This window comes from Mesorhizobium sp. M4B.F.Ca.ET.058.02.1.1 (genome assembly GCF_003952505.1).
Classification (GTDB): Bacteria; Pseudomonadota; Alphaproteobacteria; order Rhizobiales; family Rhizobiaceae; genus Mesorhizobium.
Window position 1 is genome coordinate 708,846 of the sequence record NZ_CP034450.1, and the last position, 24,079, is coordinate 732,924.

Sequence of the window (24,079 nt, forward strand, 5' to 3'; positions counted from 1 at the left end):
GCACAGGGGTAGGCGTGACGCGAAAGCCACGCACCAGGGTTAAGTAATTACAAATTAACCAGAAGCCTTGCGTGTAGGGAAAATCCGGTTAATACGGTAGGGGAAAATTACCGCACGTCCGGTTTTCTCGCCGTGGGGACTACGAGAAAAGGTACAAAAGCCCGATGAAGGCAGCATCCAAGTTTATGAGCGCCGCGTCCGCGGTGGCTTTGTCCGCCGCTCTGGTTGTGCCAGGCGCGCTCGCAGTGCAGTTTGTTGCCACATCGGTAGCCGAAGCCGCAGTCGTCTCGAGAGTGGAGGTCAGCGGCAACCAGCGCGTCGATGCCGACACCATCCGCAACTACATCACGATCAAGCCTGGCAAGGCGTTCTCCAGCTCCGATATCGATGATGCGGTCAAGGCGCTGTTCGGCACCGGCCTGTTCTCGGATGTGCAGATCAACCAGGTCGGCTCGACCCTCGTCGTCAAGGTTTCCGAATACAAGGTCGTGAATCAGGTCCTGTTCCAGGGCAACAAAAAGCTCAAGGACAACGCTCTGCAAGCCGCGGTCCAGCTCAAGCCGCGCGCGACCTTCTCGCAGCAGACGCTTGATTCCGACGTCGAGGCGGTCAAGGCCGCCTACCGGCGCATCGGTCGCGACGATGCGGCGGTGACCACGCAAATCATGGAACTCGGCGACAACCGCGTGAATGTCGTCTTCAACATCAACGAAGGTGGCCGCACCCAGATCGCCGCGATCAATTTCGTCGGCAACAGTGCCTATTCCAGCCGCCGTCTGTCCGACGTGATCAACACCAAGCGTTCGTCCTGGCTCTCCTTCGTGCTGCGCGACGACGTCTATGACGAGGACAAGCTGCGCGCCGATCAGGAGTTGCTGCGCCGCTTCTACTACAATCACGGCTATGCCGATTTCCAGGTGGTCTCGGCGGTCGGCGAGCTCGATGACACCACCAACAAATACACTGTCACCATCACCGTGCAGGAAGGCGACCGTTACACCTTCGGCGACGTCAGCGTCGAAAGCACGATTCCCGAAGTCGACTCCAAGTCGCTGGAATCCGTGATCGAGACCCATAAGGGTGACGTTTACAACGCCAAGGATGTCGAGGATTCCATCATCGCGCTGACCGAGAAGGTCGCCGGCTCCGGCTATGCCTTCGCCCAGGTGACACCACGCGGCGATCGCAACTTCGAGAACCACACCATTTCGGTGGTCTACACAATCGACCAGGGCACCAAGGCCTATATCGAGCGTATCGAAATCCGCGGCAACGACCGCACGCGCGACTATGTCATTCGCCGCGAGTTCGATGTCAGCGAAGGCGACGCCTTCAACCAGGTGCTTATCCAGCGCGCGAAGAAGCGCCTGGAAGCGCTCAATTACTTTGAGAAAGTCGACATCTCGACCGTGCCGGGTTCGCAGCCCGATCAGGTCGTGCTGGTGGTTGACGTGGTCGAGAAGTCGACCGGCGAATTCTCGATCGGCGCCGGCTATTCGACCGGTGGCGACACGCCTGGTCCGTCGGTCGAAGGCTCGATCACGGAGCGCAACTTCCTCGGTCGTGGCCAGTACATCAAGCTGGCGGCGGGCGGCGGCAAGAATTCGCGCGACTACAGCATTTCCTTCACCGAGCCTTACTTCCTCGGGCGCCGCATTGCCGCCGGCTTCGATGTCTTCCAGCAGACGCGCAATTACACCCACTACGACAGCGAGACGCTGGGCGCCACAGTGCGCTTCGGCCTGCCGATCACCGACAGCATTTCCACCCAGCTGGCGTACAACATCGCGCAGGAGAAATACAAATACGATGACTGCGACGACAACGACGATGGCACTCAGGGCGATTGTGATCTTTCACAGGCCATCAAGGACGGCATCGCTGAAAGCCCCTGGCTGAAATCCTCGGTCAGCTTGGGTCTGGTGTACAACACCATCGACGACATGAAGAACCCGCATGAGGGTATTTACATCAACGGCACGACCGAAGTCGCCGGTCTCGGCGGCGACGCCAAGTGGGTGAAGCTGACCGGGCGGGCGAGCGTCTATCAGACCTTGTCCGAGCAGCTCGATCTGGTCGGTCTTGTGTCCGCCGGCGCTGGCCACATCGCAGGGTTTGGCGATGATGGGCTGCGCATTTTCGATCAGTTCCAGAGCAACGATCGCATGATCCGTGGCTTTGAGTATGGCGGTATCGGCCCGGCGGACGTCGCTACGGGGGATCACCTGGGCGGCACGACCTACTTCAATGCGTCGGCTGAAGCACAGTTCCCGCTGCCGGTCATTCCGGAAAGCTTCGGCCTGCGCGGTGCTGTTTTCGCGGATGCCGCCACTTTGTACGGCAGCAAGGTGACCACCGTCACTCAGACCTCAACCGACATGAAGCTGCGCGCCTCGGTCGGTATCGGCTTGATGTGGGCGTCGCCGTTCGGCCCGATCCGCATCGACTACGCGGTCCCGGTCAAGAAGGAACCGACCGACGACGTGCAGGAATTCAACTTCGGCATAGCGACCCGTTTCTGATCCGCGGGTAACAATGCTTCCGGGCCGCCATGCGGTCCGGAAGAGCGTGATCCGACCTAGCTGGATATTGCTTCTGGAATGACCGATCCGGTGTTCTTCGCGCCATCACGCCGGTATACGGCCGGCGAAGTCGCGAATCTGACCGGCGCTCAGCTTGTCGATTCTGCCCAGTCGCATGTCTCCATCGAAGCCCTAGCACCTGCCAACGAGGGCGGCGAGAACGCGCTCGTCTTCGTCGACGGTAGGCGCAATTTTGCCCTCATGCCGTTGTTGAAGGCCGCGGCGGTTCTTTGCCCGGCCGAATTCGCCAGCAAGGCGCCGGCGGGCATAGCGGTGCTTACCCATCCGCGCCCGCAGCAGGCATTCGCGCTGGTCGGGCGCCTTCTGTTCCCGCAGGCGGCCACACCCGGGCCAATGACCGGCGAAACCGGAATCTCGCCGCATGCCCATGTCGACCCCTCGGCGCATGTCGAGGCCGGCGCGATCGTCGAGGCCGGCGCGGTCATCGGTCCGCGCGTTTCGGTCGGCAACGGCACCATCATCGCTCCGCATGCGGTGATCGGCCATTCCTCCCAGATCGGCCGTGACGGCTATATCGGCCCGGGTGCCAGCGTGCAGTACGCGCTGATCGGCAACCGCGTCATCATCCATGGCGGCGCCAGGATCGGCCAGGACGGCTTCGGCTTCGTGGCCGGCGCCAAGGGCCCGGAGCGCGTGCCGCAGATCGGTCGCGTCATCATCCAAGACGACGTCGAGATCGGCTCCAATTCGACCGTCGATCGCGGCGCGATGTCCGACACCATCATCGGCCAGGGCACCAAGATCGACAATCTGGTGCAGATCGCCCACAATGTTCGTATCGGTCGCAATTGCATTATAGCGGGGCTTTCGGGTATTTCCGGTTCGGTCGTCGTCGGCGATGGTGTCACCATGGGTGGCGGCGTCGGCCTAGCCGATCATTTGACCATAGGGCCTGGGGCCAAGCTTGCAGCGAGAAGCGGATTCATGAGCAACGTCCCGGCGGGCGAGATCTGGGGAGGCTATCCGGCGCAGCCGATGGCCGAGGCCATGCGTGAAATCGCCATGCTGCGCAAGCTGGCCAGGACCCGCAAACAAGGCGATGGGAATGGCTGATATGGTGGCGACGCTTGAGGCGGTCGACATAATGGGGCTTATGAAGCTCCTGCCGCACCGCTATCCGTTCCTGCTGATCGACCGCATCGTCGACATCGATGGCGACGAGTCCGCCGTCGGCATCAAGAACGTGACCATCAACGAGCCGCATTTCCAGGGCCATTTCCCGCAGCAGCCAGTGATGCCCGGCGTGCTGATCATCGAGGCCATGGCGCAGACCGCCGGCGCGATCTGCATCCGCAGCCTCAACACGGAAAAGCCATCGCTGGTCTATTTCATGACCATCGACAATGCGAAGTTTCGCAAGCCGGTCGTTCCCGGCGACCAGCTCAGGATTCACGTCAAGAAGATCAAGAAGCGCGGCAACCTGCTCAAATTCGCCTGCGAAGCGATGGTCGATGGAGCAAAAGCTGCGGAAGCCGAGGTTTCGGCTATGATGGTCACCGGCTGACGGTTCAAAATGCTCATGAAAGTCCAGACTGAAATCCACCCTTCCTCGGTCGTCGAAGAAGGGGCCCAGCTCGGCGAAGGCGTTCGCATCGGACCCTTCTGCCACGTCGGCCCCGATGCCGTCATCGGCGACCGGGTCGAGCTTGTCGGCCATGTCTCGGTGATGGGCGCGACCACCATCGGCGCCGCCACCAAGGTCTATCCGATGGCCATACTCGGCGCGCCGCCGCAGAACACCAAGCACAAGGGTGGCCGCACGACGCTGGTGATCGGCGAGAACTGCACGATCCGCGAAGGCGTGACCATGCATCTCGGCACCGATTCCAGCCGCGGCGAGACGACGGTGGGCGACAATGGCAATTTCCTCGCCTATGCCCACATTGCCCATGACTGCGTCGTCGGCAAGAACGCCACCTTCGCCAACGGCGCGACGTTGGGCGGCCACTGCGAGATCGGTGACAACGTCTATGTTGGCGGCCTCACCGCCGTTCACCAGTTCGTCCGCATCGGCAACAACGCCTTCATCGGCGGCTGCTCTGCGGTCGTCGGCGACGTCATTCCCTATGCGATCGCCGCCGGCAACCGCGCCAGCCTTCGCGGCCTCAACATCGTCGGCCTGAAGCGTTCCGGCCTGCCGCGCGCCGAGATCCACCTGTTGCGCAAGGCCTACAGGACGATCTTCGACCGCTCCCGAACCGTCGGCGAGAACATAGAGTTCGCCAAGGCGGAATTCGCTTCCTCGCCGACGGCCATGAAAATCATCGATTTCATCGCCAATCGCGGCAAGCGGCACTATGCCGTCCCGTCGCTCAAGGGTGGCGACGGCGACGATGCCGACGATGAAGGCTGAGGCTGCCGGAGCCAAGTTGGACCTCGCGCCGGGCTCAAGGGTCGGCATCATCGCCGGCGGCGGCAGCCTGCCGGTGGAAGTCGCGGCTAGCCTCGCAAGGCAGGGACATCCGCCCGTCATCATCGCGGCCGAAGGCGAGGTCGACCGCAAGCAGGACCTCGCCGGCTACGAGACAGAGCAGCTCGCGCTCGAATCGTTCGGCTCGCTGGTGCCTTTGCTCAGGCGCAAGCGAATCAGCCACCTCGTGCTGGCCGGCGAGATCAGGCGCAGGCCGAAATTGACCGCCATGCGGCCGAGCCTCGGCCTGCTGGCTGCCGTGCCTACAGTGGTGATGGGGCTGGCGCGCGGTGACGACGGCTTGCTGAGGATGCTGACGCGTTTCCTGGAAAAGCGCGGCATCAAGGTCGTTGGCGCGCATGAGATCGTGCCCGAACTGCTTGCGAGCGATGGCTCGCTGACCACGGCCAAGCCGGGCAAATCCGACTGGCGCGACATCGAGGCCGCCAGGGTCGCGGCAAAGGCGATCGGTGCTCTCGATATCGGGCAGGCCGCGGTCGCAATCGGCGGCAGGGCGATCGCGCTGGAGGGCATCGAGGGCACTAACGGGCTGCTCGAGCGGACCAGACAATTGCGCGACCATGGCAGGCTCGCCGGCAAGACGCGCGGCGTTCTGGTCAAATGCGCCAAGCCTGGTCAGGAACTGCGCGCCGATCTGCCGTCCATCGGCCCGCGGACGGTCGAGGCCGCATATGAAGCGGGACTGGCGGGGATTGCGGTTGAGGCCGGCCGCTCGCTGATCCTTGAAGCTCCCGACACCATCGCGCGCGCCAATGCGCTCGGCCTGTTCATCGTCGGCCTTCCTGTCGAGGAGCCGGCTCATGGCCAATGACAAGCCGCTGAAGATCGCCGTCGTCGCCGGCGAGGAATCGGGCGACATGCTTGGCGCCGACATCGTCGCGGCACTGAAGCGGACGACCGGCCGCGATGTTCAGCTTATCGGCATCGGCGGCCGGCATCTGCAGGCGCTCGGGCTTAAGTCCCTGTTCGACGGCGGCGAGATCGCGCTGATGGGCTTCAGCGCTATCCTGCGCGACCTGCCGCGGCTGATCAGGCGGATCGGCCAGACGGCAAGCATGATCGCCGCCGAAAAACCCGACTGCCTCATCACCATCGACAGCCCGGATTTCTCGCTGCGCGTGGCGAAGAAGGTGCGGGCCGCCAACCCGTCGATCCCGATCGTCCACTATGTCTGCCCGAGCGTCTGGGCATGGCGGCCGGGCAGGGCGGTGGCGATGAAGCCCTATGTCGATCATATCCTTTGCATCCTGCCCTTCGAGGTGAAGGCGCTCGCCCGCCTTGGCGGCCCGCCCGGCACCTATGTCGGGCATCGCCTGGCGCGGGATCCGGGCGTGCTTGGCGCCGCCAAGGCGCAGGGCCTGCCGCGGGACCTGGCGGGGGATCGCGTCAAGACGCTGCTGGTGCTGCCGGGTTCCCGACGTGGCGAAGTGCGCCGGCTGATCGAGCCGTTCGGCAAGACGATGTCGATCCTGCGCCAGCGCGGGCATCGCCTGCGTCTGCTCTTGCCGACGGTGCCGCATGTGGCCGACCTGGTCAGGGCTTCGGTCGCCAGTTGGGACGACAAACCGGAGATTGTCGTCGAGCCGGAACGCAAATGGCAGGCCTTCGGCAAGGCTGATGCCGCGCTGATCGCCTCGGGGACAGTATCGCTCGAGCTGGCCCTGTCGGGCGTGCCGATGGTGTCCTGCTACAAGCTCGATCCCGTGGCGCGTCTGGTCATGCCGCATCTCATTTCCGTCTGGTCGGCGCTGCTGCCCAATCTGATCTCGGACCGGACCCTCGTTCCGGAGTTTTACGACCAGTATGTCCTGCCGGAGAACCTCGCCAGGCAACTGGAGACGCTATTTTCCGACACCGGCATGCGCGCCTGGCAGAAGGACGGTTTCGCCGAGATCGCGCTGCGCATGGCAACGGACAGACCGTCCGGCGATATCGCCGCCGAAGTCGTTCTCCGGCACATCAAATAAAAAGCGCCCTTGCGGGCGCCTTTTTGATCTGTTCGCTCGGGCGCGATCAGCGCTTGGCGATCGGCACGTAGTCGCGTTCCGCGGCACCGGTGTAGAGCTGACGCGGCCGGCCGATCTTCTGGTGCGGATCCTCGATCATTTCCTTCCACTGCGCGATCCAGCCGACGGTGCGGGCAACCGCGAACAGCACGGTGAACATGGTGGTGGGGAAGCCCAGCGCCTTCAGCGTAATGCCGGAATAGAAGTCGACATTCGGGTAAAGCTTCTTCTCGATGAAGTAGGCGTCGGTGAGCGCGATCTTCTCCAGCTCCATGGCGATGTCGAGCAGCGGATCATCCTTGATGCCGAGCTCGCCCAGCACCTCATGCGCTGTCTTCTGCATGATCTTGGCGCGCGGATCGTAGTTCTTGTAGACGCGGTGGCCGAAGCCCATCAGCCGGAACGGATCGTTCTTGTCCTTGGCGCGGGCGATGAATTCCGGGATGTGGTCGACATGGCCGATCTCGCCCAGCATGTTGAGCGCCGCTTCGTTGGCGCCGCCATGCGCCGGGCCCCAGAGGCAGGCAATGCCGGCCGCAATGCAGGCGAAGGGGTTTGCGCCCGAAGAGCCGGCGAGACGAACCGTCGAGGTGGAGGCGTTCTGCTCGTGGTCGGCGTGCAGGATGAAGATGCGTTCCATGGCGCGCGCCAGCACCGGATTGATCTTGTATTCCTCGCAGGGCACCGCAAAGCACATGTGCAGGAAGTTGGCGGCGAAGTTCAGCTCGTTCTTCGGATAAATGAAGGGCTGGCCGATGTGGTACTTGTAGGCCATCGCCGCGATCGTCGGCATCTTGGCGATGAGCCGCATCGAGGCGACCATGCGCTGGTACGGATCCGAGATGTCGGTCGAGTCATGATAGAAGGCCGAGAGCGCGCCGACCACGCCGCACATGACGGCCATTGGATGCGCATCGCGGCGGAAACCGGTGAAGAAGCGCGACATCTGCTCATGCACCATGGTGTGGCGCGTCACCCGGTAGTCGAAGTCGTCTTTCTGCGCCTTGGTAGGCAACTCGCCATAGAGCAGCAGGTAGCAGACCTCGAGGAAGTCGCCATGCTCGGCGAGCTGGTCGATCGGATAGCCGCGGTGCAGCAGGATGCCGGCGTCGCCGTCGATGAAGGTGATGGCCGACTCGCAGCTGGCCGTAGAGGTGAAGCCGGGATCGTAGGTGAAGGCGCCGGTGGTGCTGTAGAGCGAGCCGATATCGATGACGTCAGGCCCGACGGAACCGCTTCGCACCTTGAACTCGTGCGTCTTGCCGGCGAGCTCCAGCTTGGCGGTCGACCCGTGCGGTTTGGCGCTCGGTTCCAGTTTCGTTGCAGCTTCGCTCATTAGCAAACTCCTTTTTGTTTCCTCATGCCGGCAAGGCAAATCCTGCAAACGACACGTCGAAATCACCGGAATGCGCGTACTCGCCACCGCATTTTAGGAGGTGCGTGCCAGATTGGGCCAAGGCCTAATGTTGCACTGCGAAACGCACCTTTCAATGCCAATCTTTTTGGGCCAGTTCGCTCCTAATCGATTTGATCCGCGATGCGCGCCAGGCTTTCCTCGCGGCCGAGCACGGCAAGCACATCGAACACGCCGGGCGACGTGCTCCGGCCGGTCAGCGCGGCCCGCAGCGGCTGCGCCACGGCGCCGAGCTTGTGGCCGCCGGCCTGGGCGAACTCGCGGATCGCTGCCTCGGCGGCCGCGGCCGTCCAGTCGCCGGGAACCGCCGTCAAAGCCGCATGGGCGCCGCGGAGGACGGCGCGCGCCTCGCCGGAAAGCAGCGCCGCCGCCTTTTCGTCGACCGGCAACGGCCGCTCGGCAAACAGGAAGCCGGCGCCGTCGACCAGTTCGACCAGCGTCTTGGCGCGCTCCTTAAGCCCGGGCAGGGCCGCGAGCAACTGCGCCTTCTTCTTGTCGTCGAGCCGGGCGGCGAGCGCCGGGCCGCCTTCGAGATAGGGCAGGGTGGCGACGAAGATGTCGAACAGCGCATGATCGTCCATCTTGCGCATATGGACGCCGTTCAGCGCCTCGAGCTTGGCGAAGTCGAAGCGGGCGGCGCCCTTGTTGACGTCGCCGATGTCGAACCAGCCGATCATGTCTTTGATCGACATGACTTCGTCGTCGCCGTGGCTCCAGCCGAGGCGGGCGAGATAGTTGAGCAGGGCCTCCGGCAAGTAGCCCATCGAACGATAGGCCTCGACGCCGAGCGCGCCGTGCCGCTTCGACAGCTTGGCGCCGTCGGCGCCATGGATCAGCGGGATGTGCGACATCGAAGGCACATCCCAGCCCATGGCGTTGTAGATCACCGTCTGGCGCGCGGCGTTGGTCAGATGGTCGTCGCCGCGGATGATGTGGGTGACGCCCATGTCGTGATCGTCGACGACGACGGCGTGCATGTAGGTCGGGTTGCCGTCCGAGCGCAGGATGATGAAGTCGTCGAGGTCCTTGTTGGGAAAGCGCACCTCGCCCTGCACCCGGTCGTGCACGACGGTCTCGCCCTCGGCCGGCGCCTTGATGCGGATGGCGCCCTTGATGCCGGGCGGCGCCTCGGACGGGTCGCGGTCGCGCCATTGGCCGTTATAGCGTGGCGGCAGGCCCTTGGCGCGCGCCGCCTCGCGCATCGCCTCGAGCTCCGCAGGCGTCTCATAGCTGTAATAGGCCTTGCCCAGGCGCACGAGCTCCACGGCCACCTCGCGATGGCGCGGCGCGCGCTCGAACTGCGAAACCGCCTCACCGTCCCATGAGAGGCCGAGCCAGGTTAGTCCGTCCAGGATGGCAGCGGTTGCCGCCTCGGTGGAGCGCTCGCGATCGGTATCCTCGATGCGCAGCAGCATCGTGCCGCCGGAGTGCCTGGCATAGAGCCAGTTGAACAGCGCCGTGCGCGCTCCGCCAATGTGCAGGTAGCCTGTCGGCGAGGGGGCAAAACGGGTGACGACCTTGTCGGACATGGCACTCTCAGGCTGGCATAGGAAGCGGGCGTGATTGCGCGGACTTTCGCGCTTCGCGCGTTCATGTAGCATAGGAGGTCTGGGGCGCAAGGGGCAGACCCGATGGCTGGACGAGGCCGGGGCACGGTGGAGGGCGAGGGGACGACAGCTGGCGTCAGCGAGCGCCTGCTGTTTGCCGACACAGCGCCTGTCGAAACAGCGCCGGTTTGGCTTCCGGAGTCGCGTCCGGCCAAAGAGATTTTGCCGCCTGATGGCGGCGGATTCCGCCCGGCCTCGCCGACGGCAACCATCACGCGGCTCGGCAAGCAGCTTGGCCGCGTCTCATGGCCGGCGTTTCATCGCAGCATCGGCGCCGCGGCCACGACCGAGCTTGATCGCGGCATCGGCTTCCTGCTGGTGCCGGTGTTCCTGGCTGCCGGCGTGATCTTCTATTTCTCGCTGAACGCCGAGCCGGACCTATACAGGCCGCTTGCGGCGGTGGCGCTGATGGCTGTCTGCGCGCTCGTTTCGCGCCCACGGCCAAGGACGCATCTGCTCTTCATGGCGGCGTTCTTCTGCGCCTTGGGCTTTCTCGCCGCAAAGGTCGAGACCTGGCGCGCTGCGACACCGATGCTCGGTTCCGAGATCCAGACCCGCCTGACCGGCCGGCTCGTTAGCCTGGAGGAAATGGAGAACGGCCGCGTCAGGCTGACGATCGATGTGATCTCCACCGCTCACCCAAAGCTGCGCTACGCGCCGGAGCGGGTCCGGCTTTCGGCACGGAAAGTACCTGCTGATATGACAGCCGGCTCGCTGCTTACCGGCTATGCAAGGCTGCTGCAGCCGACCGGCCCGGTGCGACCCGACAGCTACGACTTCTCCTTCGACAGCTATTTTTCCGGTATCGGCGCCAGCGGCTTTTTCCTTGGCAATCCAAAGACAATCGCCAGCGAAGATGCGCCGCCCTCGGCGCGCCTGGCTTCCACGATCGAGAAGGCGCGGGAGAGCATCGCCAACCACATCCGCGGCCAGGTCGGCGGCCCGGAGGGCGAGATCGCCGCCGCACTGATAGTCGGCGTGCGAGCGGGCATCCCCGATGAGATCAATGAGGCGATGCGGCGCACCGGCATCTATCACGTCATCTCCATCTCGGGCCTGCACATGGCGCTGGTCGCCGGCACCATCATGCTCTTGCTGCGCGGGGCCTTCGCGCTGTTTCCCGACTTCGCATCGCGCCGGCCGGTCAAGAAATATGCCGCCGCAGCCGCACTCGTCTCGATCGCCGCCTATCTCGTCTTCTCCGGCATTGTGGTCGCGGCCGAACGCAGCTTCATCATGCTGGCGGTGATGCTTGTCGCCGTGTTGTTCGACCGGGCAGCGCTCACCATGCGCAATCTGGCGATCTCGGCCATCGCCGTCATCCTGGTGTCGCCGCACGAAGTGGTCGGCCCGAGCTTCCAGATGTCCTTCGCCGCCACGGCTGCCCTGGTCGGCGCCTATGCCGGCTGGGCCGACTATCGCGCCGACAGGACGACCACGCCGCCGCCGAAGCGATCGTTCCTTCGCTTTACGTCGCGCAAACTGGCGATGGGGATGGGTGGCCTTGCCATGACCTCGATCATCGCCGGCAGCGCCACGGCGCTCTTCGCCATCTGGCACTTCCAGCGCGTTTCGCCACTCAGCCTGGTCGCCAACCTGGCCGTCATGCCGATCGTTTCGGTGGTCATGTTCCTGGGGGTCGCCAGCGCCCTGACTATGCCGTTCGGCCTCGACTGGCCATTCCTGTATCTGATGGGCAAGGGCCTGACCGCGATGATCGCGATCTCTGGGTGGATTTCCGAACGCTCGCCGGTCGATGCCGTCGGGCTGATCTCCATCCAGTCGGTGCTTTTCGTGACGATAGCGCTGGTCATCGCGACCATGGCCACGACCTGGCTGAGACTTGCGGCGATCCCCTTCGCTCTGGCGGGCCTGCTGACGGTTTCCAATACCCGCACGCCCGATGTGCTGATCTCGGAGGATGCGCATCTGGTGGCGATGCCGATCGGAGGCGGCGAGCTCGCCGTCAACCGGGTGCGGTCGAACGAATTCACCACCGACAATTGGAAACGCGCGCTGGTGGCCGAGACCATCGTCGAGCCGGAGACCTTCGAGACAGGGGATGCACGCTTCGACATCGATCCGCTCGACCTGCCGCCGGGCTCGCCATTTTACTGCAGGGACGGGCTATGCCTTGCCCGACATCCGTCAGGCGCAATCGTGGCGCTCGCGGAAAACCGCAAGACGGCGCGGCCGGCCTGCGCCTTCGCCGACCTGATCGTCATCGACGACGCCACCGCCTACAGTCCCTGCTGGAATTCGCTGGCCCTCGTCGTCACCAAACGTCAGCTCGCCCGCTCCGGCAGTGCCGCCGTCTTCTTCGATCCGCAATCGGCGAGCGCGCAAGCAACAATCCGCTACGCGGTCGAAAAGCCCTACCGGCCATGGCACGAGCAGCGCAAATACTCTCGCGAGGCGAGGGGACTGCCGCCTTACCAGAGACCCGAAAAACCGGTGGTCAAACTGGCGCCGTCGGCTCAGTAGCGCCGGATCAGGCCGACCAGCTTGCCTTGCACCTTGACCCGGTCAGGGCCGAAGATGCGGGTCTCATAGGCAGGGTTGGCAGCTTCGAGCGCGATCGATGCGCCCTTGCGGCGGAAGCGCTTCAGCGTCGCCTCTTCCTCGTCGACCAGCGCCACAACGATCTCGCCGGGGCTCGCCGTGTCGGCGTTGCGGATGATGACCGTATCGCCGTCGAAGATACCGGCCTCGATCATCGAGTCGCCCTTGACCTCCAGCGCATAATGCTCGCCGCCCGAGATCATGTCCGGGGGCACCGAGATCGAATGCGTCTGGTGCTGGATGGCGTCGATCGGCACGCCGGCGGCGATGCGGCCCATTACCGGGATCGACACCGCCGACACAGCGTCGTCGTCATTGCTGGGGGTACGCGACGGCGACGCCGGTTTGATTTGCCGACCGAGATTGCCCTGTCCCAGGCTTCCCTGGATGACGCTCGGCGAAAACTTCTTCGCCGCATTGAGACCGGGCGCGATCGAGTCAGGCAGGCGCAGCACTTCCAGAGCACGCGCCCGGTTCGGCAGCCGGCGAATGAAGCCGCGCTCTTCCAGCGCCGTGATCAGCCGGTGGATGCCCGACTTCGAGGCGAGATCGAGCGCCTCCTTCATCTCGTCGAACGAGGGCGGAATGCCGCTTTCCTTCAGCCGTTCATGGATGAACATCAGGAGTTCATGTTGTTTGCGCGTCAGCATGGCGGCCCCCACGGGTTCTGAAACCAGAATCAGAAAAACAAACCCAGAACAAACACTATCTGTTCCAGTTGTGTTCCGCAACCGTTTAAAGTTTAATGAATGCGTTGACGTTTTGTTCAGCGTAGCATCAGCACGCGGCAAGCGTCGCCTGCGGCTGCAGCCGGGGCGAAGGGCTCCCGCACGACAAGGCCGTTGGCGTCGGCGAGCATGCGCAGCATCGAGGAGTCCTGGATGCCGAAGGGGGTGGCAACCATTGAGCCGGCTTCTTCGCGGACCACGGCGCGCACGTAATCCTGCCTGAGATCATTGGCCTGCATCGCCGTGCCCAGGCGTGCCTCGCGCAGGTCCTGCCGGAAGTCGCGGCCACCGAGTCGCGCCAGCAAGGGCTTCAGGAACAATTGCGAGCAGACCAGGCTGGCGACAGGGTTGCCCGGCAGGCCGATACAGCGCGTGCGCCCCATCCGGCCGAACATCAGCGGCTTGCCCGGGCGCATGGCGATCTTCCAGAAATCGAGCGTCATGCCTTCGCCGGTCAGCACGTCGTGGATCAGATCGTGGTCGCCGACCGAGGCGCCGCCCAGCGTGACGATGACATCGGCCTGCTGCTCGACGGCCTGCCTGACCAGCGCGGCGATCGCTTCCTTGCGGTCGGCGGCGATGCCGAGATCGAGCGCGCGGGCGCCGACCGACTGAGCGGCGGCGGCGACGCCATAGGCGTTGGACGAAATGATCTGGTCGGGACCAAGCTCGCTGCCGGGCGGCAGCAGTTCGTCGCCGGTGGCGATGATGGCGACCAGCGGCCGCTTCACCACGCTCAAACACGGATGGTTGGCGGATGCCGCCAGCGACAGTGCCGCGGGATCAAGCAGGCGGCCCCTTTCGAGCAGCACATCGCCTTGCGCGAAATCGAGTCCGACACGCCGGATGTTGCGTCCTTGCGCCGTCGGCTGGGTTACCTCTACCGTGCCGCCGCCCAGGTCCCTGACATTCTCCTGAATGACGATGGTGTCGGCGCCTTGCGGCACTGGCGCGCCGGTGAAGATGCGCACGGCTTGCGACGGGCCGACGCTGCCTTCGAAGCCGCGGCCGGCCGGCGCCATGCCGATCACCGAAAGCCGCGCCGGCACGGATGCCACGTCGGTGGCGCGCGTCGCATAGCCGTCCATGGCGGAGGCGTTGAAGGGCGGTTGCGTGCGCAATGCCACCACGGGCTCGGCCAGCACCCGGCCGGCGGCGTCGATCAGCGCGACGCTCTCACTGGCCCGCGGCGCCGCTCCATCCAGCAGGCGCTCGAGCGCCTCGGCGACAGGAACCAGCGCCATCAAGCGCCTTCCCCGCGCCCGGCCGCCTTGTAATCGCCAGACTTGCCGCCGGTCTTCTCGACCAGCCTGATGCCGGAGATCACCATGGCGCGGTCGGCGGCCTTGGCCATGTCGTAAATGGTGAGGCAGGCGACGGAGGCCGCCGTCAGCGCCTCCATCTCGACGCCTGTCTTGCCGGTGACGCGGGCGAGCGCCGTGACCTTGAGGCCAGGCAGGGACGTGTCCGGCTCGATGTCCACCGAAACCTTGGTCAGGAGCAGCGGATGGCAGAGCGGGATCAGTTCATGCGCGCGTTTCGCCGCCATGATGCCGGCAATGCGCGCGGTGCCAAGCACGTCGCCCTTCTTGGCATCGCCGGCAAGGATCATCTCCAGCGTTTCGGCGCGCATCGAGACAAAACCCTCGGCGATCGCGGTGCGCACCGTCTCGGCCTTGTCGCCGACGTCGACCATGTTGGCTTCGCCCGAAGCGCCAAGGTGGGTGAGGGAGGTCGCCATGGTCAGAGCGCCTCGGCTGGCGCCTTGCCCGTGAGCAGAAGCTGCGTTGCGGCGGCCACATCGGCTTGCCGCATCAGGCTCTCGCCGACCAGGAAAGTGCCGATCTTGCACTTCTCCAGCCTGCGGCAGTCCTGATGCGTGAAGATGCCGCTTTCGCTGACCAGCAGCCGGTCGGCCGGCACCATCGCCGCCAGCCGCTCCGAAACGTCCAGGCTGGTCTCGAATGTCCTTAGGTCGCGGTTGTTGATGCCGATTAGCCGCGAGGAGAGCCGGAGCGCCCGCTCCATCTCGGCCTCGTCATGCACTTCGACCAGCGCATCCATGCCGAGTTCGAAGGCCGCAGACTCGAGCTCGCGAGCCATCGCGTCGTCGACGCTCGCCATGATGATTAGGATGGCGTCGGCACCCCAGGCGCGGGCCTCGAACACCTGATAGGCGTCGAACAGGAAATCCTTGCGAAGCGCGGGCAGGACAACGGCGGCGCGGGCGGCGGCGAGGAATTCCGGCGCACCCTGGAAGGACGGCTCGTCGGTCAGCACCGACAGACAGGCGGCGCCACCTTTCGCGTAGGCCCTGGCCAGCGCCGGCGGATCAAAATCGGCGCGGATCAGCCCCTTGGACGGGCTCGCCTTCTTGATCTCGGCGATCAGCCCGAAGCTGCCGGCCGCGCGCCTGGCTTCGAGCGCGGCAAGAAAACCGCGCGGCGCCTCGGCGCCATCTGCCCGCGCCTTGATCTCGGCCAGCGGCACGCGCCGCTTCGCCGCCGCGATCTCCTCGCGCTTGTAGGCTTCGATCTTGCGCAGGATGTCGGACAAGGCTCTACCCGTTCGAAATTTCGACCAGCCGGCCGAGCACCTGGAGCGCCCGGCCACTGTCGATCGCTTGCGCAGCGCTCGCCATGCCGTCGGCCAGCGTTGTTGCCTTGCCGGCCACCACCAGGCCGGCACCGGCATTCATCAGCACGGTGTCGCGATAGGCGCCCGCGGCACCTCCCAGCATATCGCGCAGCGCCTTGGCATTGTAGGCCGCGTCGCCGCCGCGCAACTCGTCCTTGGTATGGCGCTTCAGGCCGACCGCCTCGGGGGTGAGCGCGAAGGTGCGGATCTCGCCGCCGGCAAGTTCCGCCACCTGCGTCTCGCCGGTGGTGGTGATCTCGTCATAGCCGTCGCCGTGAACGACCCAGGCGTGCTCGGTGCCCAGCGCCTTCAACGCCTCGGCAACCGGCATGATCCATTCCGGCAGGAACACGCCGACCATCTGCCTGCTGACGCCGGCCGGATTGGACAACGGTCCGAGCAAGTTGAAGATGGTGCGCGTGCCAAGCTCGCCCCGGATCGGGCCGACATGCTTCATCGCCGGATGATGCGCCGGCGCGAACATGAAGCCGACGCCGGCTTCATGGATGCAGCGGCCAATCGTCTCCGGTCCGATATCGATCTTGACGCCGAGCGCGGTGAGCACGTCGGCGGCGCCCGTCAGCGAGGACAGGCCGCGATTGCCGTGCTTGGCCACGGGCACGCCGCTTGCCGCAATGACGAAGGCGGAACCCGTCGAGATATTGACGCTGTGCGAATTGTCGCCGCCGGTGCCGACGATGTCGATGGCACCGTGCGGAGCCTCGACGCGCAGCATCTTGGCGCGCATGGTGGCGACGGCGCCGGAAATCTCACTCACCGCCTCGCCGCGCACGCGCAGCGCCATCAGGAAGCCGCCGATCTGGCCGGGCGTCGCGTCGCCAGACATGATGATTTCGAACGCCTCGCGCGCTTCCTCGAACGAGAGAGGGGTGCCTGCCGCCACCTTGGCGATATGGCTCTTCAGCGCGCTCATCGGGCCTGCGCCTGGGTAACGGCGGTCTGGTCGATGCGGACGTCGTATTGCGTTTGCAACTGCGCCACCAACTGGTCGAGCAGGTCGTCCGACATGCCGGCAGTGAACGATTTCTGCGCGTCGTCAGGCACGGAGCTGGCATCGGCGCCGGCCGGCTCGAAGACTTCAGCCACCTTGTAGAGGATCTGTCCGTCGCCGGTGGGCGAGGGGATCAGCCCGGTGCCGCCTTCGCCGACACCGAACATCTCGGCGGCGCCTTCCTTGCCGAAATCGGCGTCATCGGCTTCGCGCTTCAGGCCGCGCTTGGTCTGCTTCTCGAGCTTGAGTTCGCCAGCGATCACATCGAGCGTGGCCCCGGCCTTGAGCCGCTTCTCGAGCTCGTCCGCCTTGGCGGCAAGCCGCTTTTCCGTTTCCGCCGCCGTCCAGTCGGCCACCACCTTCTGGCGGACTTCATCCAGCGTGCGGTCGCGCGCCGGCGTGATCGATCCGACTTCGTAGAAGACGAAGCCGTTGTCGGCGGTGGTCAGGCCCTCATTCTCGGTGCCGGGCTCTGCGACGAACACCGCCTTGATGAGATCCGCCGACTCCGGCAGGTCCTTGACGATGGTGTCGTCTGGCCGCTGGCCGGTGCGGTCGATCGCGTCGACGGTGACGACCTTGAGCTTCAGCTTGGCGGCGGCGTCGGCAAGCGAACTGCCGGAAGCGCGCGTGTCTTCGTAGCTGTCGTGCACGTCGAGCAGGATGCGGCTGGCCTCGCCGAGCGCCAGGTCCTTGCGGATCTGGTCGGACACCTCGGCCAGGGGCTTCACCACCTCCGGCTTGATCTCGGTGACGCGCAGGAGCACCGGGCCGAAGGCGCCCTGGACGACGGGGCTGACCTCGTTGGCGGCGAGCTTGAAGGCCGCGTCGGCCACCGCCTTGTCGGCGATCTTGTCCTTGGCGAGCGTGCCAAGCAGCGTGTCGGCCTGGGTTTTGCCCTCGGCGGTGACGAGCTTGTCGAAAGTCGCGCCCGCTTTCAGCGAATCGAACGCGGCCTTGGCCGCGTCCGGCGTCTTAAACACCAGCTGCTCGATGGTGCGCATCTCGGGCGTCGTGTAGCGCCCTTGTTCTTGTTGTAGTCGTCGCTGATCTGCGGATCGGTCACCGCGGTCGGGTCCATGATGTCCTGCGGTTCGAGCCTGACATAGGAGAACTTGCGGTATTCGGGCGCCGCATATGCCTTCTTGTTGGCGTCGAAATAGGTCTGGAGCACGCTGTCAGACGGCGCCTCGATCGGCTCGACCAGCGTCTTCGGCAAGGTCAGATAGTCGATGGTGCGATCCTCGCCGCGGTAGAGCGCGACCGCCTTGAGGAAGGTCTGCGGAGGCTTGAGGCCGTCCGAAACCGCCTCGACGATCTGCTGGCGCACCGCAACCTGGGCGCGATTCTTCAGATAGTCCTCGGGCCGCATGCCGATCTGGCGCAGCAGGTATTCGAACGTCCTGCGGTCGAACTGGCCGCTTGGCCCCTTGAAGGCCGGATCCTCGCGCGTGAGTTCGGCGAGCCGGTCCTTGGACAGACCAAGTCCGAGCTTGCGGGCCTGCTCGTCGAGCACCGCGCCCGAAACGAGCTGCGCCAGCACCTGGTTGTCGATGCCGAGGGCCTGCGCCTGCTCGCGCGTGATGCGCTGGCCGAACTGCTGCGACATGACGCTGATCTGGCGGTCGTAGGCGAGGCGGTATTCGTTGATCGAAACCGCCGTGCCGCCGGCTGTGATCACGGAATGATGGCCGCCCAAAGTTCCCGATAGACGCCCCGAAATACCCCAGACGGCAAAGCTGATCACCAGCAAAGACAGCAACGCCTTCGCGACCCAGGTGCCCGCCGCGTTTCTCAAGATACCAAGCATGCCTACTTCCGATTTTTGCGCATTTTTCGTGCGCCCGAGTCTGAAACAAGCGCAATAGCGCCCTTCCGGTCCACTGTCGATTGCTTTGTGGCCTGATTTTGATAGTGAGTGCGCAAGCCAAATCTCGCCTGGAGAAGCAAAGCCCATGACGCCTGGAATCCGCCCGCTCGTTGCCGGCAACTGGAAAATGAACGGCACCAGCGCCTCGCTCAACGAACTGAGGATGATCGGCAACGGCTTCATGAGCGGCCTCGACGCCGAGACGGAGGCGCTTGTCTGCGTGCCAGCGACCCTGCTTTCGCACGCCGCCGAAATCCTCTCGCGCACCCCGGTTCGGGCCGGTGGCGAGGATTGCCATCCCAAGGAAAGCGGTGCCTACACCGGACGGATTTCGGCCGAGATGCTAAAGGACGCCGGCGCCAGCCACGTCATCGTCGGCCACTCCGAGTGCCGCGCCGATCTCAGCGAGGACGATGCCACCATCCACGCCAAGGCCTCCGCGGCATGGCGGGCCGGGCTGGTGGCTATCATCTGCATTGGCGAGACAAGGGCCGAGCGCGAGGCAGGCACGACGCTCGACGTGCTGTCGCGCCAGGTCGCCGGTTCCGTGCCGACAAGCGCCACTGCGGCCAACACCGTCATTGCCTACGAACCGGTTTGGGCCATCGGCACCGGCCTGACGCCGACCGCCGATGACGTCGCCGAGGCGCATGCGCACATCCGCGCAAAGCTGACGGAGCTGCTTGGCGGCGCGGCCGCAAAGATACGCATCCTCTATGGCGGCTCGGTCAAGCCGTCCAACGCTGTCGAGTTGCTCGGCGTCGCCAATGTCGACGGCGCGCTGGTCGGCGGCGCCAGCCTGAAGGCGGCGGATTTCCTCGGCATCGCCGAAGCCTATCTGAATATCTCCTAGTCGCGGAGCCAGCCGGCCGGCGCGGCCGAAATCGTTGCAAAGGGCGCATTGCTCCCCATATTCCGGCCACGGGCTTGGAAATGCCGCTAAAGCATTGTAAGGAGCCGCCTCCAAATCACCGGTCGTATCCGCGGCCGCGCAAGGCCTTGCCAGGATAAACTATGGAAACCGTACTGATCGTCATTCACCTTATGGTCGTGCTCGCGCTCGTCGGCGTGGTGCTGCTGCAGCGCTCCGAAGGCGGTGGTCTCGGTATCGGTGGCGGTTCCGGTTTCATGACGGCGCGCGGCGCCGCCAATGCGTTGACGCGGGCGACCGCGATCCTGGCGGCTGCCTTCTTTGCAACGTCTCTCACCTTGTCACTCGTGGCGCGCTACGGCGAAAAGCCGATCGACATCCTCGATCGCGCTCCGGCGTCGTCCAGCAACGCCGGCAAGGGCGTGCTCGACCAGTTGCCGGGCAACGCGCCGGCCGGCGCCACCGCACCGGCCGCTCCGTCGACCTCGACGGCGCCGGCGGCACCCGCCAGCGGATCGGCGACGCCGCCCTCATCGGGCAACGGCGCCGCGACGACAGCGCCTGCGCCGGCACCAGCGAATCCGGCCACCCCGCCGGCAGCCAACGGCGTCACCTTGCCGGTCACACCGCAGGTTCCGAACCAATAGCCCGGCAAGCTTATCGGGCCGCGATCTGTTGTCGTTTGATCACAGTCGCGGCAAATGCCGCACATTCACGAAGATTCAACCGGGCGTAGCCTGACGGCGCGCTTGAGGCGTCGTGGCCTGATCGATTATACATTGCGCGCGGCACTTTCGGCGTCCTTGGGGGCGCCGGGCGACGCCGTGGCAACAAAGCATTACACGATCGGATCTTCGCCATGCAGCTTCGCAGCTTCATTTTCATGGGATTCTTTGCCGTGCTCGGCATGAGTTCCGCAGCCTTCGCCGGCACGCCGGCAAACATGGCCGCATCGCCATCAGTCGAGATAACCGGCGCCATCAATGTCGCCGTCAAAAGCGACGCAACGCAGCTGAAGCTTCTCAAGAAGAAGAAAAACCCGACTCCGGCCGATCTCGCCCAGATCAGCAAGCTCGAGGACAAGATCGCGGCCGACAAGGAAGCCGCCAGGACCAAGGCGCTCGAAGCCCGCAAGCTGGCGATGCGCGACGCAGCCAAGGCCAAGGCCGACGCGGCCCGTCAGGAATGGCTTGCAAAGAAGGGCCAGTCCGCCGCCGAGACGAAGGTGGCCGACGCCAAGCCCGGCAAGAAAACTGTCAAGATCATCGAGCCGATCGCGCCGGTCGAACCGATCCAGTCGGCCGAGCCGATCCCGGCCGAGGCGATGAATGTCGCGCTGACCGGCAACAATGGCGAGCTGCGCAGCGAGGCGCCCGGCCAGAAGCAGAGCAGCCGTGGCCTGTTCGCAGGACTGTTCGGCGGCTCATCGTCGTCATCGATCAGCTATCTGCCCGAGACGCGTGCCCTCGATTCGGCTCTCGCCAAGAAGGACGCCAAGAAGCCGTTCAAGGTGAAGCCGGAATTCGTGCCGCAGGACGTCACTTTCACCGGCTATGAGCCGGGCACGATCGTCATCGACACCAGCGCCCGGCGTCTCTACCTCGTCGAATCAGCCTTCACGGCGCGCCGTTATGCGATTGCCGTCGGCCGCGAAGGCCTGCAGTTCAAGGGCACGGTCGCTGTCGGCGACAAGCAGGAATGGCCGCGCTGGATCCCGACGCTCGACATGCAGAAGCGTGAACCGAAGCACTACGGCCAGTACAAGGACGGCATGCCCGGTGGCGGCGAGAACCCGCTCGGCGCGCGCGCTATCTATCTCTATGACGGCAAGAAGGACACGCACCTGCGCATCCACGGCACCATCGCGCCGCAGTCGATCGGAACCAGCGCCTCCAACGGCTGCTTCCGCATGATCAACGAGCACGTCATGGACCTCTACAGCCGGGTCAAGGTCGGCACCAAGGTCGTTATCATCTGAGGCTTTTGCCATCATGCCGAAAGGGCCGGCTCAGCCGGCCCTTTTGTTTTGACTGAAACTATTCCTTGCCCTTCGGGGCTTCGCGCCTTCTTGGGAAAAAGCCTTCGCGGCGGTTTTTTCTCTGGCGGAATCAATCCGGCCGCGTTAAGCGATGACTCCCATGGCGCGATATGTATTCATCACTGGCGGCGTGGTTTCCTCACTCGGAAAAGGCATCGCCGCGGCAGCTCTTGGGGCTCTCCTGCAAGCGCGGGGTTATCGCGCGCGCATCAAAAAGCTCGATCCCTACCTCAATGTCGACCCCGGCACGATGTCGCCGTACCAGCATGGCGAGGTGTTCGTCACCGATGACGGCGCCGAAACCGACCTCGACCTTGGCCATTATGAGCGCTTCACCGGCCGCTCGGCAAACCAGCAGGACAACATCACCACCGGCCGCATCTACAAGAACATCATCGAGCGGGAGCGGCGCGGCGACTATCTCGGCGCCACGGTTCAGGTCATTCCGCATGTCACCGACGAGATCAAGCATTTCGTCCTCGACGGCAATGACGACTACGATTTCGTGCTGTGCGAGATCGGCGGCACGGTCGGCGACATCGAGGCCATGCCGTTCCTCGAGGCGATCCGCCAACTCGGCAACGACCTGCCGCGCAACAACGCGGTCTATGTGCATCTGACCCTGATGCCCTACATACCGACCGCCGGCGAATTGAAGACCAAGCCGACGCAGCACTCGGTCAAGGAGTTGCGCGGCATCGGCATCGCGCCCGACATTCTTTTGGTGCGCGCCGACCGGCCTATCCCCAAGGAAGAGCGCCGCAAGCTGTCGCTGTTCTGCAATGTGCGCGAAAGCGCCGTCATCCAGGCGCTCGACGTGCCGCACATCTACGACGTGCCGATGGCCTATCACAAGGAGGGGCTGGATTCGGAAGTGCTCGCCGCCTTCGGCATTGATCCGGCGCCGAAGCCGCGCATGGAGCCGTGGCAGGCGCTCTCCAATCGCATCCACAATCCGGAAGGCGAAGTGACCATCGCCATCGTTGGCAAGTACACCGGCCTCAAGGATGCCTATAAGTCATTGATCGAGGCGCTGTCGCATGGCGGCCTCGCCAACCGCGTCAAGGTCAAGCTCGACTGGATTGAGAGCGAGATCTTCGAGAAGGAAGACCCGATTCCGTGGCTGGAAAAGGTGCATGGCATTCTGGTTCCCGGCGGCTTCGGCGAGCGCGGCTCGGAAGGCAAGATCCTGGCGGCGAAATTCGCCCGCGAGCGCAAGGTGCCTTACTTCGGCATTTGCTTCGGGATGCAGATGGCCTGCATCGAGGCGGCACGCTCGCTGGCCGGCGTCGAGCATGCGTCGTCGACCGAGTTCGGTCCGAGCGACGAACCGGTGGTCGGCCTGATGACCGAATGGCTGAAGGGCAACATGCTGGAGAAGCGCAGGGCCAGCGGCGATCTCGGCGGCACCATGCGGCTCGGTGCCTATCAAGCCGAGTTGGCCAAGGGGTCGAAGATCGCCCAGATCTACGGCGACACCCAGATTTCAGAGCGCCACCGCCATCGTTACGAGGTCAATATCGACTACAAGGAACGGCTGGAGGAATGTGGCCTGGTCTTCGCCGGCATGTCGCCCGATGGCGTGCTGCCGGAGACGGTCGAATACCCCGACCATCCCTGGTTCATCGGCGTGCAGTACCACCCGGAGCTGAAAAGCCGGCCGCTCGACCCGCACCCGTTGTTTGCCAGCTTCATCGAGGCGGCGATGGAGCAGAGCCGCCTGGTCTAGGGCGCGCGGCCATGCAGACCTATGTCGCGCTGCTCTACAGCATCATCCTCGGCGAGGGGCGGCGTGTGGTCATGGCCGACCTCAAGGCGATGGCGGAAGGCCTGGGCCTGAAGAGCATCCGCACACTGGTAGCGACCGGCAATCTGGTGTTCGAAGCGCGGGCGACCAAGGTTCCCGATCTCGAGCAAAAGCTGGAGACAGCGTTCGAAAAGACCTTCGGCCGCCATGTCGACATCATCGTGCGCAGCGCCGACGACTGGTTGAAGCTTGCGATTGGCAATCCATTTCCGGCCGAATCGGCAGAAGCCGGCGACCAGGTCGCGGTGCGGGTGATGCGCAAGCCTGTCGCCGAGCACGCCATCTCTTCGCTTCAAGTCTACGCCGCCGAGGATGAGGCGGTGCTTTTGGTCGACGGCGACATCTGGCTCGTGTTCTCGCGCGAGCGGCCAAGCTCGCGGCTGCTTGCGGCCGCCAATCACAAGCGTCTCGGCATCGGCACCTCGCGCAACTGGAACACGGTCCGCAGGTTGGCCGAAATGGTAGGCAGTAGGCCGTAGGCAACAGAGGAACC

General features: G+C 64.6%; 19 protein-coding genes and 1 pseudogene. 12 read left to right on the plus strand and 8 right to left on the minus strand.

The annotated features are described in order from the left end of the window. Window positions 1–164 precede the first annotated feature (164 nt). The 6 genes from bamA to lpxB all read left to right on the plus strand — a co-directional run bounded on the left by bamA (window position 165) and on the right by lpxB (window position 7,001). A complete protein-coding gene (gene bamA / locus EJ073_RS03545; protein WP_126054469.1) occupies window positions 165–2,522 on the plus strand; it encodes an outer membrane protein assembly factor BamA in 2,358 nt (785 codons plus the stop codon). A gap of 78 nt (window positions 2,523–2,600) precedes the next feature. Continuing rightward, entirely contained in the window at window positions 2,601–3,656 is a 1,056-nt protein-coding gene (lpxD, locus tag EJ073_RS03550; protein WP_126054470.1) for a UDP-3-O-(3-hydroxymyristoyl)glucosamine N-acyltransferase, read from the plus strand. Further along, window positions 3,649–4,107: a 3-hydroxyacyl-ACP dehydratase FabZ gene (fabZ, locus tag EJ073_RS03555; RefSeq protein WP_126054471.1), complete on the plus strand. Its 459-nt coding sequence runs from the start codon at window positions 3,649–3,651 to the stop codon at window positions 4,105–4,107. Before lpxD ends, fabZ begins: the two co-directional genes overlap by 8 nt. 15 nt (window positions 4,108–4,122) lie before the next feature. Continuing rightward, window positions 4,123–4,956 carry an acyl-ACP--UDP-N-acetylglucosamine O-acyltransferase gene (lpxA, locus tag EJ073_RS03560; protein ID WP_126054472.1) on the plus strand — a complete coding sequence of 278 codons (834 nt, stop codon included), beginning with the start codon at window positions 4,123–4,125 and terminating at the stop codon, window positions 4,954–4,956. After that, entirely contained in the window at window positions 4,937–5,845 is a 909-nt protein-coding gene (locus EJ073_RS03565; protein ID WP_189347942.1) for an LpxI family protein, read from the plus strand. The genes lpxA and EJ073_RS03565 overlap by 20 nt, the downstream gene beginning before the upstream one ends. Beyond that, window positions 5,835–7,001: a lipid-A-disaccharide synthase gene (lpxB, locus tag EJ073_RS03570; protein WP_126054474.1), complete on the plus strand. Its 1,167-nt coding sequence runs from the start codon at window positions 5,835–5,837 to the stop codon at window positions 6,999–7,001. The genes EJ073_RS03565 and lpxB overlap by 11 nt, the downstream gene beginning before the upstream one ends. Before the next feature lie 46 nt (window positions 7,002–7,047). On the opposite strand, the gene gltA is transcribed toward lpxB, so the two are convergent. Both gltA and gltX read right to left on the minus strand, forming a co-directional pair. Next, a complete protein-coding gene (gltA, locus tag EJ073_RS03575; RefSeq protein WP_126054475.1) occupies window positions 7,048–8,376 on the minus strand; it encodes a citrate synthase in 1,329 nt (442 codons plus the stop codon). 182 nt (window positions 8,377–8,558) lie between these two features. Continuing rightward, window positions 8,559–9,983 (minus strand): glutamate--tRNA ligase, encoded by a 1,425-nt coding sequence (gltX, locus tag EJ073_RS03580; protein ID WP_126054476.1) that lies wholly within the window; start codon window positions 9,981–9,983, stop codon window positions 8,559–8,561. Between the two features lie 102 nt (window positions 9,984–10,085). On the opposite strand from gltX, the gene EJ073_RS03585 reads away from it, so the two are divergent. Beyond that, window positions 10,086–12,545, plus strand: coding sequence for a ComEC/Rec2 family competence protein (locus tag EJ073_RS03585; RefSeq protein WP_126054477.1), 2,460 nt, complete (start codon window positions 10,086–10,088; stop codon window positions 12,543–12,545). On the opposite strand, the gene lexA is transcribed toward EJ073_RS03585, so the two are convergent. The 6 genes and pseudogenes from lexA to EJ073_RS03615 all read right to left on the minus strand — a co-directional run bounded on the left by lexA (window position 12,539) and on the right by EJ073_RS03615 (window position 18,810). Further along, window positions 12,539–13,273 (minus strand): transcriptional repressor LexA, encoded by a 735-nt coding sequence (gene lexA, locus EJ073_RS03590; protein WP_126054478.1) that lies wholly within the window; start codon window positions 13,271–13,273, stop codon window positions 12,539–12,541. The two genes, EJ073_RS03585 and lexA, sit on opposite strands and share 7 nt — an antisense overlap. Before the next feature lie 116 nt (window positions 13,274–13,389). Next, complete coding sequence (gene glp, locus EJ073_RS03595) at window positions 13,390–14,595, minus strand: gephyrin-like molybdotransferase Glp (RefSeq protein WP_126054479.1); 1,206 nt, start codon at window positions 14,593–14,595, stop codon at window positions 13,390–13,392. Beyond that, window positions 14,595–15,092, minus strand: a complete 498-nt coding sequence (gene moaC, locus EJ073_RS03600) for a cyclic pyranopterin monophosphate synthase MoaC (protein ID WP_126054480.1) — start codon at window positions 15,090–15,092, stop codon at window positions 14,595–14,597. Before moaC ends, glp begins: the two co-directional genes overlap by 1 nt. Before the next feature lie 2 nt (window positions 15,093–15,094). Further along, window positions 15,095–15,907 (minus strand): indole-3-glycerol phosphate synthase TrpC, encoded by an 813-nt coding sequence (gene trpC, locus EJ073_RS03605; protein WP_126054481.1) that lies wholly within the window; start codon window positions 15,905–15,907, stop codon window positions 15,095–15,097. A gap of 4 nt (window positions 15,908–15,911) precedes the next feature. Continuing rightward, the gene (gene trpD / locus EJ073_RS03610) at window positions 15,912–16,922 is read right to left on the minus strand and encodes an anthranilate phosphoribosyltransferase (RefSeq protein ID WP_126054482.1); all 1,011 of its coding nucleotides are present in this window, start codon (window positions 16,920–16,922) and stop codon (window positions 15,912–15,914) included. Beyond that, window positions 16,919–18,810, minus strand: a pseudogene (locus EJ073_RS03615) (SurA N-terminal domain-containing protein). Before EJ073_RS03615 ends, trpD begins: the two are co-directional and overlap by 4 nt. Before the next feature lie 145 nt (window positions 18,811–18,955). Between EJ073_RS03615 and tpiA the strand changes: the two are divergent. From tpiA to EJ073_RS03640, 5 genes are all read left to right on the plus strand, one after another. Continuing rightward, window positions 18,956–19,723 (plus strand): triose-phosphate isomerase, encoded by a 768-nt coding sequence (tpiA, locus tag EJ073_RS03620; protein ID WP_126054483.1) that lies wholly within the window; start codon window positions 18,956–18,958, stop codon window positions 19,721–19,723. Window positions 19,724–19,884: 161 nt separating this feature from the next. Further along, entirely contained in the window at window positions 19,885–20,388 is a 504-nt protein-coding gene (gene secG, locus EJ073_RS03625) for a preprotein translocase subunit SecG (protein ID WP_126054484.1), read from the plus strand. Window positions 20,389–20,600: 212 nt separating this feature from the next. Continuing rightward, window positions 20,601–21,719, plus strand: coding sequence for a L,D-transpeptidase (locus EJ073_RS03630; protein WP_126054485.1), 1,119 nt, complete (start codon window positions 20,601–20,603; stop codon window positions 21,717–21,719). Window positions 21,720–21,870: 151 nt separating this feature from the next. After that, the gene (locus EJ073_RS03635; protein ID WP_126054486.1) at window positions 21,871–23,508 is read left to right on the plus strand and encodes a CTP synthase; all 1,638 of its coding nucleotides are present in this window, start codon (window positions 21,871–21,873) and stop codon (window positions 23,506–23,508) included. Window positions 23,509–23,519: 11 nt separating this feature from the next. Next, entirely contained in the window at window positions 23,520–24,065 is a 546-nt protein-coding gene (locus tag EJ073_RS03640; RefSeq protein WP_126054487.1) for a DUF1697 domain-containing protein, read from the plus strand. Window positions 24,066–24,079 lie beyond the last annotated feature (14 nt).

What these genes read in the sequence shown, in the direction of transcription:
- bamA (WP_126054469.1), top strand. Translation starts at nt 165, where the DNA reads ATGAAGGCAGCATCCAAGTTTATGAGCGCCGCGTCCGCGGTGGCTTTG.
- lpxD (WP_126054470.1), top strand. Translation starts at nt 2,601, where the DNA reads ATGACCGATCCGGTGTTCTTCGCGCCATCACGCCGGTATACGGCCGGC.
- fabZ (WP_126054471.1), top strand. Translation starts at nt 3,649, where the DNA reads ATGGCTGATATGGTGGCGACGCTTGAGGCGGTCGACATAATGGGGCTT.
- lpxA (WP_126054472.1), top strand. Translation starts at nt 4,123, where the DNA reads ATGAAAGTCCAGACTGAAATCCACCCTTCCTCGGTCGTCGAAGAAGGG.
- EJ073_RS03565 (WP_189347942.1), top strand. Translation starts at nt 4,937, where the DNA reads ATGCCGACGATGAAGGCTGAGGCTGCCGGAGCCAAGTTGGACCTCGCG.
- lpxB (WP_126054474.1), top strand. Translation starts at nt 5,835, where the DNA reads ATGGCCAATGACAAGCCGCTGAAGATCGCCGTCGTCGCCGGCGAGGAA.
- gltA (WP_126054475.1), bottom strand. Translation starts at nt 8,376, where the DNA reads ATGAGCGAAGCTGCAACGAAACTGGAACCGAGCGCCAAACCGCACGGG.
- gltX (WP_126054476.1), bottom strand. Translation starts at nt 9,983, where the DNA reads ATGTCCGACAAGGTCGTCACCCGTTTTGCCCCCTCGCCGACAGGCTAC.
- EJ073_RS03585 (WP_126054477.1), top strand. Translation starts at nt 10,086, where the DNA reads ATGGCTGGACGAGGCCGGGGCACGGTGGAGGGCGAGGGGACGACAGCT.
- lexA (WP_126054478.1), bottom strand. Translation starts at nt 13,273, where the DNA reads ATGCTGACGCGCAAACAACATGAACTCCTGATGTTCATCCATGAACGG.
- glp (WP_126054479.1), bottom strand. Translation starts at nt 14,595, where the DNA reads ATGGCGCTGGTTCCTGTCGCCGAGGCGCTCGAGCGCCTGCTGGATGGA.
- moaC (WP_126054480.1), bottom strand. Translation starts at nt 15,092, where the DNA reads ATGGCGACCTCCCTCACCCACCTTGGCGCTTCGGGCGAAGCCAACATG.
- trpD (WP_126054482.1), bottom strand. Translation starts at nt 16,922, where the DNA reads ATGAGCGCGCTGAAGAGCCATATCGCCAAGGTGGCGGCAGGCACCCCT.
- tpiA (WP_126054483.1), top strand. Translation starts at nt 18,956, where the DNA reads ATGACGCCTGGAATCCGCCCGCTCGTTGCCGGCAACTGGAAAATGAAC.
- secG (WP_126054484.1), top strand. Translation starts at nt 19,885, where the DNA reads ATGGAAACCGTACTGATCGTCATTCACCTTATGGTCGTGCTCGCGCTC.
- EJ073_RS03630 (WP_126054485.1), top strand. Translation starts at nt 20,601, where the DNA reads ATGCAGCTTCGCAGCTTCATTTTCATGGGATTCTTTGCCGTGCTCGGC.
- EJ073_RS03635 (WP_126054486.1), top strand. Translation starts at nt 21,871, where the DNA reads ATGACTCCCATGGCGCGATATGTATTCATCACTGGCGGCGTGGTTTCC.
- EJ073_RS03640 (WP_126054487.1), top strand. Translation starts at nt 23,520, where the DNA reads ATGCAGACCTATGTCGCGCTGCTCTACAGCATCATCCTCGGCGAGGGG.